This window comes from Streptomyces sp. NPDC053367, assembly GCF_044545925.1.
Lineage (GTDB): Bacteria > Actinomycetota > Actinomycetes > Streptomycetales > Streptomycetaceae > Streptomyces.
This window is the reverse complement of sequence record NZ_JBITYN010000018.1, coordinates 60,818-73,487: the sequence shown is the minus strand read 5'-3', so window position 1 is coordinate 73,487 and position 12,670 is coordinate 60,818. Positions and strand designations below refer to the sequence as shown.

At 75.3% G+C, this 12,670-nt stretch carries 4 protein-coding genes; all 4 read left to right on the top strand.

The features are described 5' to 3' along the window. Positions 1 to 14 precede the first annotated feature (14 nt). Entirely contained in the window at positions 15 to 8,864 is an 8,850-nt protein-coding gene (locus ACIGXJ_RS36330) for an SDR family NAD(P)-dependent oxidoreductase (RefSeq protein ID WP_399654973.1), read from the top strand. Continuing rightward, a complete protein-coding gene (locus ACIGXJ_RS36325) occupies positions 8,861 to 10,273 on the top strand; it encodes an MFS transporter (RefSeq protein ID WP_399654970.1) in 1,413 nt (470 codons plus the stop codon). Before ACIGXJ_RS36330 ends, ACIGXJ_RS36325 begins: the two co-directional genes overlap by 4 nt. A gap of 27 nt (positions 10,274 to 10,300) precedes the next feature. Then, positions 10,301 to 11,740, top strand: coding sequence for a cytochrome P450 (locus ACIGXJ_RS36320; protein WP_399654967.1), 1,440 nt, complete (start codon positions 10,301 to 10,303; stop codon positions 11,738 to 11,740). Between the two features lie 85 nt (positions 11,741 to 11,825). Continuing rightward, the gene (locus tag ACIGXJ_RS36315; protein ID WP_399654964.1) at positions 11,826 to 12,410 is read left to right on the top strand and encodes a DUF2867 domain-containing protein; all 585 of its coding nucleotides are present in this window, start codon (positions 11,826 to 11,828) and stop codon (positions 12,408 to 12,410) included. Positions 12,411 to 12,670 lie beyond the last annotated feature (260 nt).

The following is a 12,670-nucleotide window of genomic DNA, read 5'->3' as shown; positions in this document are numbered from 1 at the left end:
CGGTGAGCGGCCGGGTGCCGTTCCACTCCACCGTCACCGGTGGGCTCATCGACACCGCGACGATGGACGCCCGCTACTGGTACACCAACCTGCGCAGCCAGGTCGGTTTCGAACCGGCCGTCCGCGCCCTCGTCGGCAGGGGCACCGGCTGCTTCCTGGAGATGTCGCCCCACCCGGTGCTGGCGATGGCGGTCGAGGACACCGTCGCCGCCCACGGCACGGACCATCGTGTGGGCGTGGCCGGCTCCCTGCGCCGCGGCGAGGGCGGCCTGCCCCGCTTCCTGCTCTCGCTGGGCGAGGCGCACGCCGCCGGGGTCAAGGTCGACTGGGCCTCCTGCTTCACCGGCACCGGCGCCCGGCGCGTCGACCTGCCGACCTACGCCTTCCAGCACAAGCACTACTGGCTGGACTCCACCGGCCTCGCCGACGCCTCCGCGGTCGGCCTGGGCCCGGTCGAGCACCCCGTCCTCGCGGCGGCCCTGCCGGTCGGCGACCGCGACGAGTGGGTCTTCACCGGCCGCCTCTCCCACCAGGGGCAGCCGTGGACCCGCGACCACGCCCTGTTCGGCACGGCCGCCCTCCCCGGCGCCGCGCTGGTGGAGCTGGTCCTGTCGGCGGGCCGGCACGTCGGCTGCGACCTCGTCGAGGAACTGGCCCTCGACACCCCGCTCGTCATGGGCGACGACGCCGTACGCCTCCAGGTCACGCTCGGCCGGGCCGACGCCGACGGCCGCCGTGACGTGGCGGTCTACTCGCGCCCGGACAGCGGCGAGGAACAGTCCGCCGAGGCCGTCTGCCATGCGCGCGGCCGCGTCGCCCCCGGCACCGAGGCGCCGTCCCCCCGCCTGGACGCCTGGCCGCCGGCCGGGGCCGAACCGGTCTCCCTGGACGCCCTGTACACCGCCCTCGCCGACCTCGGGCTCGACTGCGGGCCGCTGCTGCAGTGCGCCCAGCAGGCGTGGACCCTCGGCGGCGAGGTGTACGCCGAACTCGCCCTGCCCGACGGCACCGAGCCCGGCGGCCACGCCGTCCACCCGGCCCTGCTGGAGTCCGCGCTGCACACCGCCCACCGGACCGACGCCGGCGCGGCACCGTCGGCGGTGTCCTGGTCGGGCGTACGGCTGACCGGCGACAAGGTCGCGCAGGCTCGGGCCCGTATCGTCCCGGCAGGCGAGGGCGTGCTGCGGCTCGACCTCTACGACGCCGACGGCGCGCCCGTCGCACACGCCGACCGGGTCGTCGTACGGGCCGCGGACCCCGCCCTGTTCGGGCAGGGGCTGCGCGGGCAGAACTCGCTGTTCCGGCTGGACTGGGTTCCCCTCACCGCCGGTGCGGCCAAGCCGGTGCGGTGGGCCGCGCTGGGCGAGGCCGCCGGTGCGGCCGACCGTCACGCCGACCTGGCCGCGCTGGAGCAGGCCGTCGCGGACGGCGCCGCCGTCCCGCAGGCCGTGCTGGCCGCGATCGACACCCCCGCCGGGCCGACACCGGCGGCGGTGAGGGAGGCGGCCGCGCGGGCCGCGGAACTGATACGGCAGTGGCCGGCCGCGGGTTCGCCGCTGGACGGGGCCACGCTCGTCGTGGTCACCCGGGGCGCGGTCGCCGTCGCGGACGAACAGCCCGACGCCGCGCAGGCCGCCGTCTGGGGCGTCGTACGCGCGGCACAGGCCGAACACCCCGGCCGTCTCCTGGTCGTCGACCTGGACGCGGACGCCGAGACGGCGCGGGACTGGGGCGCCCTGCTCGGCCTGGACGAGCCGCAGCTCGCCGTACGCGACGGGAAGGTGCTCGCGCCCCGGCTGGCCCGGCTGTCCGGCACGCCGGCGGACCGGCCGCGGCCCCTCGACCCCGACGGCACCGTCCTGATCACGGGCGGCGTCGGCGCGGTGTTCGCCGAGCACCTGGTCGCCCGCCACGACGCCCGCCACGTGGTGCTGGCCGCCGCCCGCGACGAGGCCGACCGGCTCACCGCCGACCTGGCGTTCCTCGGCGCGCGCGTGTCCGTCGCGCCCTGCGACGTGACCGACCGTCAGGAGCTGGCCGCGCTGCTCGGCTCCCTGGAGCACCCCCTGACCGCGGTCGTGCACGCCGCGGGCCTGTCCGACGCCGGGCTGCTGGAGACCCTCACCGGCGAGCGCCTGGAGACGGTGCTGCGGGCCTCGGTCGACACCGCCTGGCATCTGCACGACCTGACCGCGGACGCGGACCTCGCCGCGTTCATGCTGTTCTCCTCCTTCGCCGGGCTGGCCGGCCTGCCCGGCCAGGCGGCCGCCTCCGCCGCGGACGCGGCGCTCGCGGCGCTGGCCGGCGGCCGCCGCTCGGCCGGACTCCCCGCCACCGCGCTCGCCTGGGGCCTGTGGGCCGACGGCGACGGCACCGCCGCGGCCGACCCCGGCCTCGTCGCGCAGACCGGGATCCTGCCGCTGCCCACCGACCTGGGCCTCGACCTGTTCGACCGGGGCCTGGCCGCCGGCGAACCCCTGCTCGTCCCGGTCGAGCTGGACCCGGCCGTCCTGCGCGAGCAGGCCCGGGCCGGGCTGCTGCCCGCCGTGCTGCGCGGCCTCGTCCGGGTGCCCGCCCGGCGCGCCGCGTCCGGCGGGTCCCTGGCCCGGCGCCTCGCGGAGGTGCCGGAGGCCGAACGCGAGCGCGTCGTGCTCGACCTGGTCACCGCGCAGGCCGCGTCCGTCCTCGGCCACGACTCCGCGGACGAGGTGGACAGCGAACGCGCCTTCAAGGAGCTCGGCTTCGACTCCGTCAGCGCGGTCGAACTGCGCAACCGGCTCTCCCGCAGCACCGGCGTACCGCTGCCGGCGACCCTCGTGTTCGACCACCCGACGCCGCTGGCCGTCGCACGGCTGCTGCTCGCCCAGGCCGCCGGCACCGCGGACACCGCGCTCCCGGCCGCGCAGCGCCGCGCCGGCGCGGTCGACGAGCCGCTGGCGATCATCGGCATCGGCTGCCGCTACCCCGGCGGCGTCACCTCCGCGGAGGACCTGTGGGAGATCGTGGCCGAGGGCCGCGACGTGATCGGCCCGCTGCCCACCGACCGCGGCTGGGACCTGGAGCGGCTCTACAGCCCGGACCGCGAGCGGATCGGCACGACCTACGCGCGCGGCGGCGGCTTCCTCACCGGCATGGGCGACTTCGACGCCGAGTTCTTCGGGATCAGCCCGCGTGAGGCCGTCGCGATGGACCCGCAGCAGCGCCTGCTGCTGGAGACCGCGTGGGAGACGCTGGAGCACGCCGGGATCGACCCGACGTCGCTGCGCGGCACCGACACCGGGGTCTTCGTCGGCATCACCGGCTCCGACTACGGCATCCTCGTGCCCGGCGAGTACGAGGGCTACCGCGTCACCGGCACCATGTCCAGCGTCGCCTCCGGCCGGATCGCCTACACCCTCGGCCTCGAAGGCCCCGCCGTGTCGGTGGAGACGGCCTGCTCGTCCTCCGGGGTCGCGCTGCACCAGGCGGCGCAGGCGCTGCGCGGCGGCGAGTGCTCCCTCGCCCTGGCCGGCGGCGTGACGTTCATGACCACACCGATCACGATGACCGAGTTCAGCCGGCAGGGAGCCAACTCCCCGGACGGCCGCTGCCGCGCCTACGCGGCCTCCGCCGACGGCACCGGCTTCTCCGACGGCCTCGGCCTGGTGCTGCTGGAGCGGCTCTCCGACGCCCGGCGCAACGGCCGGCACATCCTCGGCGTCATCCGCGGCACCGCCATCAACCAGGACGGCGCCAGCAACGGCCTGACCGCACCGAGCGGCCCGGCGCAGGAGCGCGTGATCCGCCAGGCCCTCGCCAACGCCGGGCTCACCCCGGCCGACGTGGACGCCGTCGAGGGCCACGGCACCGGCACCGTCCTCGGTGACCCGATCGAGGCGCAGGCGCTGCTCGCGACGTACGGCCGCGAGCGGGACGGCGACCCGCTGTGGCTCGGCTCGATCAAGTCGAACATCGGCCACACCTCGGGGGCGGCCGGCGTCGCCGGCGTGATCAAGATGGTCATGGCGATGCGCAACGGCGTCCTGCCGCAGACCCTGCATGTCGACGCCCCGTCCCCGCACATCGACTGGCAGTCCGGCGAGGTGGAGCTGCTCACCGAGGCCAGGCAGTGGCCGGCCGGCGGCCGCCCGCGCCGGGCCGGCGTGTCCTCCTTCGGCGTGAGCGGCACCAACGCGCACATCATCGTCGAGGAGGCCCCCGCCGACGCCCCGCCCGCCGACACCCCGCCCGCCGACACCCCGCTCGCCGGCTCCGGGACGACGGTCCCGGCCGCGACGCCCGTGCTGCTGTCGGCGCGCAACGAGGCCGCGCTGCGCGTCCAGGCCGAACGGCTGCGCCGCCACCTGCTCGACCACCCCCAGCTGTCGCTGCCGGACGTCGGCCACTCGCAGCTGACCACCCGGGCCAGGCTGGACCGGCACGCGGTGTTCGTGGCCGCGACCCGGGACGAACTGGCCGCCGAGCTCGCCGCGTTCGCCGTCGGCGACGTCACCGAGCACACGGCCTCCGGCCGCCCCTCCACCACCGCCAGGCCCGTGTTCGTGTTCCCGGGTCAGGGTGCGCAGTGGGAGGGCATGGCCGTCGAACTGCTCGACACCGCGCCGGTGTTCGCCGCCGAGATCGCCGCGTGCGGTGAGGCGCTGGCCGAGTTCGTCGACTGGAACCTCGAGGACGTCCTGCGCGCGGCGCCCGGCGCCCCGTCGCTGAAGCGGGTCGACGTCGTACAGCCCGCCCTGTTCGCCGTGATGGTGGGCCTGGCCGCGCTGTGGCGGTCCCACGGCGTCGAACCGTCCGCGGTGGTCGGCCACTCCCAGGGCGAGATCGCCGCCGCGTACGTCGCCGGCGGGCTGTCGCTGCGGGACGCGGTCCGCGTCATCGCCGGGCGCAGCCGGATCGCCCACGACCGGCTCATGGGCACCAGCTGCCTGGCGTCGCTCGCCCTGCCGATGCGGCAGGTCGAACAGCTGATCGCGCCGTACGGGGACCGCGTCACCGTGGCCGCCGTCAACGGGCCCGCGTCGGTGATCGTCGCCGGCGACGTGGACGCCGTCGAGGCGCTGCTGGAGACCTGCGAGGACGAGGACGTCCGGGCCAAGCGGATCCCGGCCACCTACGCCTCGCACTCGCCGCACGTGGAGGCCGCCCGCACCGAGATGCTGGAGGCGTTCGCCCCGGTCGAGCCGCGCAGCGGCACCATCCCGCTGTACTCCACGGCCGTCGGCGCGTTCGTCGACACCGCCGGCATGGACGCCGCGTACTGGTACACCAACCTGCGCAACCCGGTCGGCTTCGAGCCCGCGGTCCGCGCGCTCGTCGAGGACGGCGCCGGCTGCTTCCTGGAGATGTCGCCGCACCCGGTGCTGGGCGTGGCCATGGAGGAGACCGTCGCCGCGGCCGGAGCGCGCCGTGTCGGCGTGGTCGGCTCGCTGCGGCGCCGGCAGGGCGGCATGAAGCGGTTCCTGCTCTCCCTCGCCGAGGCGCACATCGCCGGGGTGAAGGTCGACTGGGCCGCCTGCTTCGCCGGCACCGGTGCCCGGCAGGTCCCGCTGCCCACCTACGCCTTCCAGCGCAAGCGGTACTGGCCGAGCAGCCGCCCGGCCGCCGGCGACCCCGCCGCCTCCGGTCTCGGCCGGGTCGGTCACCCGGTCCTGACGGCGAGTCTGCGGCTCGCCGACCGCGACGAGTGGGTGCTCAGCGGACTGCTGTCGCACGAGTCCCAGCCGTGGCTGCGCGACCACGCCGCCTTCGGCCTGCCCGTCGCACCGCACACCACGCTGGTCGAACTCGCGCTGTCCGCGGGCCGCGACCTCGGCACGCCGCTCCTCGACGAGCTGATGTTCGAGGCGCCGCTGCTGCTTCCCGACCAGACGGCCCTGCAGATCCAGGCCATCGTCGGCGCACCCGCCGCGGACGGCCGCCGCCCGGTGTCCGTCCACTCCCGCCCGGACGGCGACCAGCACGCCGAGACGACCCGCCACTGCACCGGCTGGCTCGCGCCGGACACCGCGCCCGCCGCCGGCCGGCCGGGCCCCTGGCCGCCCGCCGGTGCCGAACCGGTCCCGGTCGACGACCTGTACGCCGCGCTGGCCGGCCTCGGCCTCGACTGCGGCCCCGCGCTGCAGGGCGTGCGTTCCGCCTGGCGCTCCGGCGCCGACGTGTACGCCGAACTCGCCCTGCCCGAGGACCTCGGCGGTGCCGACTTCGGCATCCACCCCGCCCTGTTCGAGTCCGCGCTGCACAGCGCCCAGCCGGCCCTCACCGGCACCGCGACGCCGAAGCTGCCGGTCTCCTGGTCCGGGGTGCGGCTGGCCACGACCGGCGCCACCCGCGGCCGCGCCCATGTCACCGCCGACGGCGACACCCTGCGGCTGGACGTCTTCGACGAGGACGGCACGCTCGTGCTCGGCGTGGACCGCGTCGCCTTCCGCGAGGCCGACCCGGCCCACCTGGAGGAACTGCGCCGCGGCCAGAGCTCGCTGTACCGCGTGGACTGGGCCGCGGTGCCCGGCGCGACGGCCACCCCGGTGCGGCTGGCCGCGCTGGGCGGGGCCGCCCCGGCGGTCGCCGACCGGTACGCCGATCTGACCGCCCTGGACGACGCCGTCGCCGCAGGCGCGCCCGCCCCGCAGGCCGTGCTCACGGCGATCGGCACGCCCGCCGGGACCGGCCCCGAGGCGGTGCGCGCCGCGGCCGACGAGGCGACCGCTCTCGTACGGCGCTGGCTCGACCGGGCACCGTCCGGCCGGGACGTCCTGGTCGTGGCGACGCGCCACGCCGTGGCCGCCACCGATCAGGAGGTCCCCGACCCCGCCCAGGCCGCGGCGTGGGGCGTGCTGAGCGCCGCGCAGTCCGCGCACCCGGGCCGGTTCCTCGTCGTCGACACGGACGGCGACAGCGAGCCGGAGTGGGGCGCGCTGCTCGCCGCCGACGAGCCGAGGCTCGCCGTACGCGCCGGGCAGCCGCGCGCACCGCGGCTCGCCCAGGTCCCGGCCGGGGCCGCCGACGCACCGGTGCTGCCGGACGCCGACGGCACGGTGCTGGTCACCGGCGCCGCCACCCCCAGGGGCGCGGCCGTGGCCCGGCACCTGGCCGAACGGCACGGCGTACGCGACCTGCTGCTGCTCGGTGAGCCCGGTGCCGCCGTGGACCGGCTGGTGGCGGAGCTCGCCGCACTCGGTGCGACAGCCCGTGTCGAGGCCCTCGCCGCCGACGGGCCGGCCGACCTGGCCGAGTCCCTGCGGGCGCGGCTCACCGCGGTCGTCCACACGGTGGGCGGGGCCGGGGGAGTGGAGCTGGCCCGGCGGCTGCACACGCTGACCGAGGGGGCCGGCGTGTCCGCCTTCGTGCTGTTCTCGTCCTACGCCTCGCTCGGCGGCGACCCGGCCGCCGCCCTGGCCTCGCCGGACGGAGGCCGGGCCGAGGACGCGGCGGCCGACGCGGCGGCGGAAGCGCTGATCCGTGCGCGGCGCGCGGCCGGACTCGCCGGCACCGTGCTGGCGTGGGGCCCGTGGGCGGGGGACGCCACCGTGTCCCCGGGGACCGTCGAGCTGCCGGCCGAGCGCGCCATGGAGCTGTTCGACCAGGCCCTCGCCGTGGACGCCGCCCTGCTCGCGCCAGTGGTGCTGGACCCGGCGGCGCTGCGCGCCCAGGCCCGCGAGCGGACGCTCCCGGCGCTGCTGCGCGGTCTGGTCCGTCTGCCCGCCCAGCGGGAGACGGGCGGGGGCTCGCTGGCCCAGCGCCTGGCCGGCGTCCCGGACGCCGACCGTGAACCGGTCGTGCTGGAGCTGGTGACGACGCACGTCGCGGCCGTCCTCGGCCACGGCGCCGACGACGGGATCGACCCCGAGCGCAGGCTCAAGGAGCTCGGCATGGACTCGATGAGCGCGGTCGGGCTGCGCAACAGGCTCTCCCAGGCCACCGGCCTGAGCCTGCCCGTGTCGTTCGTCTTCGAGCACCCCACCCCGGCGGAGATCGCCCGGCAGCTGCTCAAGCAGGTCGGCTCCGGAGCCCCCGGCACCCGGGCGCCCGAGCCCGCCGGGGACACGCTCACCCGCAGGCTCCGGCACGCCGCCGAGACCGGGACCATGCCGCAGGCGCTGCGGGACCTGGTGGACGCCGCGGCCGGCAGGCCCGTCTTCGGGTCGGCCGCCGAACTGCCCGCCACCGACGGACGCCTTGCCCAGCTGGCCTCCGGACCCGGCCGGGTGAAGATCGTCTGCGTACCGTCCTACGTGTACGTCGTCGGCTCCGGTCAGGAGCAGTTCGTGCGCCTGGCCGACCGCTTCGAGGGTGTGCGGGACGTGCACGTCTGCTCCCTGCCGGGATTCGGGACCGGTCTCGCGCCGCGGTCCGGGCAGGCCGTCCTGGAGGTCCTGGAGGACGCGATCCGCGCGGCCGTGGGAGACGCCCCGTTCGTCCTCGTCGGCTACTCCATGGGCGGTGTCGTCGCCCGCTCGCTGGCCGAGCGCCTCCAGGCGTCCGGTGCCTCCCTCACCGGCGTCGTCATGATCGACACGCTGGCACTCGACGGCGACGGCGAGGGGGAGGACGCGGCCGGCCGTGCCTTCGCGGAGCTGCTGGCGCACATGCTCCGGCAGGAGCGGCGCCCCGTGGCCATCGACGACACGAGCTGGCTGTCCATGGGCGCCTACCTGCGCCTGTTCACCGGTCCGCGCCCGGGGACGGTCTCCGCGCGGACCCTGATGATCCGGGCGGCCGAGCCGCTCGGCGGCGGAGCGGAGCCGGACGGTCCGCGGTGGGAGGCCGCCGACGACCACGTCGAGGTCGCCGCCGACCACTTCGCCCTCATGGAGGCCGCCGCCGCGGCCACCGCCGACGTGATCGAAAGGTGGATCGAGGAATGAGCGGCAACGGACCGCGCCGGGTGATGTCGATCGCGGTCATCCTCACCGGGGTGTTCATCTCCGCGGTGGACATGCTGATCGTGAACATCGCCTTCCCCAGCATGAAGGAGTCCTTCCCCACGGCCAGCCTGACCGGCCTGTCCTGGGTGATGAGCGCCTACGCGATCACCTTCGCCGCGCTCCTGCTGCCCAGCGGCCGCTGGGCCGACCGGTCCGGCACCAAGCGGGTCTTCCTGCTCGGCCTCGCCCTGTTCACCCTCGCGTCGGCCGTGTGCGCGGCGGCCCCCTCCCTGGAGGTGCTCGTCGCCACCCGGGCCGTGCAGGGCGTGGGCGCCGCGCTGATGGCGCCCAGCTCGCTGGGCCTGCTGCTCGGGCTGTTCCCGCCGGAGCGGCGCGGCATCGCCATCGGGCTGTGGACCGCGGTCGGCGGGGTCGGCTCCGCCGCCGCGCTGCCGCTGGGCGGCCTGCTGGCGGAGGTCGACTGGCGCTGGGTCTTCGTGGTCAACCTGCCCCTCGGCATCGCCGCCGTCCTGATCGGCGCGTGGTCGCTGCCCAGGTCCGCCACCGAGGACGGCCCGGTCCCGGACCTGCTCGGCATCGCGGTGCTCGCGGCGTCCGTCGCCGCGGTCGTCGCGACCATCACCCAGGGGGAGACCTGGGGCTGGGGCAGCGCGCAGGTCGTCGGCCTGTCGCTGGCCGGCGCGATCGGGCTGCTGTGGACGGTGCGCCGCGCCCAGAGCCACCCCGCCCCGGTCCTCGAACCCGCCCTCCTGAAGGTCCGTACCGTGGCGCTCGGCAACGTCGCGACCGGCTTCTTCTTCATGGGCGTCGGGGCGATGGCCATCTCCACGATCCTGTTCCTGACCCAGGTCTGGCGGCACTCCACCCTGCGCGGCGCCCTGGAGATCGCGCCGGGCCCGGTGATGGCCGCCCTGTTCGCCGTGCCCAGCGGCATCCTGGCCGTCCGCGTCGGGGTGCACCTCGTCGGGCTGGTCGGCGCCTCCGCCTTCGCGGCGGGCGGCATCTGGTGGACGTACGCCCTGGACGGCACACCCGACTTCCCGGCCCACTTCCTGCCCGGGTCGATCATCGGCGGCATCGGCTTCGGCGTCATCCTGCCCGCGCTCGCCGCGGCGTCGACGCTGTCCCTGCCGCCCGAACGGGTCGCCACCGGCACCGGCATGGCCTCGATGTCCCGGCAGATCGGCATGGCCCTCGGCGTCGCCGTCGTCGCCGTCGTCCTCACCGACACCCCGGACCTCTCCTCCTTCCGCGCCTCCTTCATGGTCATGGCCGGCGCCGGACTCCTCAGCGGGCTGGCCCTGTTCGCGATCGGGCCGGTCAGGCGGCCGGCCGGCACGGGCGCAGACACCTCAGCAGACCACCTCCCCCACGCGGCAACGCGCTAGCGGCAACGAGACAAGGACAGAACGACAATGGACCACTCCAGCAACGCTCACGACGCGGCGGCCGCATCCGGCGGCAAGTGCCCGGTCGACCACTCCGCGCCCGCCGGGCAGACGGTCGTTCCCTCCACCGCGCTGCCCGTGGTGGAGATGTCGCGGCTGCGCCAGGTGCTGGGCATCTGGGCCCGCCCGGAGCCCTTCCTGAAGAGCTGCCGCGCCAAGTACGGCAGCCGGTTCCGCGTGACGATCATCCCCGGCATCCGCATCCACGTGATCTCGGCGCCGGACGACGTCAAGCAGATGTTCCTGGCGCCCCGCGACGTCCTGCACACCGGCTCCAGCAACGGCCCCATCGAGAAGTGGACCGGCCAGAACGGCCTCGCCTGGCTGGACGAGGACGCGCACACCGCGCGGCGGCGCAGCGTCATGCCCAGCTTCCGCGGCGACGCCCTCAAGCGCGTCGAGCAGGCGGTCGTCCAGCTCGCCAAGGAGACCGTCGCGGCCTGGCCGCGCAACCAGGCCGTGTCGGTGCACCCGCACGCGCACCACTACACCACCAAGGTGATCATGGAGGTCCTCTTCGGTGACCACCGTCCCTCCTGCGAGGACGCCATGTTCGGGGAGGTGATGAAGATGCTCGAGTTCAACTCCCGCCCCGCGACGATGAAGATGTTCCACCGCATGCCGGACTGGCGGGTGAAGCTGCTGCGCCTGAACCCGTTCAACGGCGTCAACGACTTCCTCACCCGCCGCGACCGGGTCCACGCCATGGTGGACGCGGCCATCGAGGAGCGCGTGCGCTCCGGCGCCCCCGGCGACGACCTGCTCGGCGTCATGCTCGCCATCACCAACGCCGACGGCTCCACGCCGAGCCGGGTCGAGATGCGCGACGAGATCATGACGCAGTTCCTGGCCGGCACCGAGACCACCGCCGCCGCCATCTGCTGGGCGCTGGAGTTCCTCACCCGGCACCCCGACGTCATGCGGCGCCTGCGCGCCGAGATCGAGGAGGGCACCAGCGACGCCTACCTGACGGCGGTGGTGCACGAGGTGCTGCGGCTCGGCCCGCCGATCCAGCAGATCGTCCCCCGCGAGGTGGTCAAGCCGGTGGAGATCGGCGGCGTGCGCTACCAGCCCGGCGACCGTCTGTGGGCCAGCGCCTACCTGCTCAACCGGGACGAGCACAACTACCCGCAGCCCGACGAGTTCCGCCCGGAGCGCTTCCTCGGCGCCAAGCCCGCCTCGCACACCTGGATCCCGTTCGGCGGCGGCCACACCCGCTGCCTCGGCGACCGGATCGCGTTCGTGGAGCTCAAGGCCACCCTGACGGAGATCCTGACCACCCTCGACGTCGAGCGTGCCGACGCCGAGCCGGAGCAGGCGCGCAGCCGCACGGTCGTCAACATCCCCCGGAACGGCGCCCGCATGGTGTTCCGGCCGCGCAAGGTGAAGGCCGAGCTGGCCGGTTGAGGCCGGGCGGTCGCGACGGGACGCGCACGGCTAGGTTTGTCCCTGCCGTGCGCGGCCGTCCGTTCCCCGAGAAAATGAGGTTCGCATGAGGCTCCCCGACTCCGCCTTCACCGAGCGGCCGTGGAGGATCCACGAGTTCATCCGGGATTTCGAGGTCGAGGACGTCTGGGATCTGGACACCCCCGGCGGCCCGGACGATCTGGCGCTCCTGGTCCGGCAGTTCGACAGCGACGGCAAGGACTTCGATCCCTCGCCGATGTACAGACTGCTGTTCGCGATCCGCTGGAAACTCGGGGCCCTCCTCAAGTGGGACGAGGCGGAGCACGGACTCGGCCCGCGCAATCCCTCGCTGCGCGACCGGCTGCCCGAGGACCTGCGGGACGGCCCCCGCGGCCCGGACCTGAAGGTGGTGCCGATGAAGTCGGTCTACCAGACGTCCGACGAATGGGTGACCGAGGTCGTCAACAAGACCGTGCACGCGGCCATGCACATCGGCTGGGTGCACGACGGCGACGGCAGGTACCACGCGCAGATGGCCGTGCTGGTCCACAAGAAGGGCCTGCTCGGGAAGGTCTACATGCCGCTCATCCTGCCCTTCCGGCGCGTCTTCGTGACACCGAACCTGGTGAAGACGATCGGCCGTTCCTGGCGGGCGCGGACCGCGCGCTGACAGCCAGGGCCCGCCGCCCGGCCCCGTCCGCGCGCCGACAGCCAGGGCCGCCGCGGCAAGCCCGAGCCGAACGAAGCGCCCCGAGCCGAACGAAACGCACAGAGCGAATGTGGCCACGCCGGTCCGGCGTGGCCACACGCATTTCCCCGTCCCGCCCCGCGGAATACCCCGAAGTGAGCCACGGCTCGCACATTCCTCGAATTCACCGGCGCCCAGGTGTATCTGCGGGGCCCGTTCACGGATCGTGCAGGGCAGCCAAA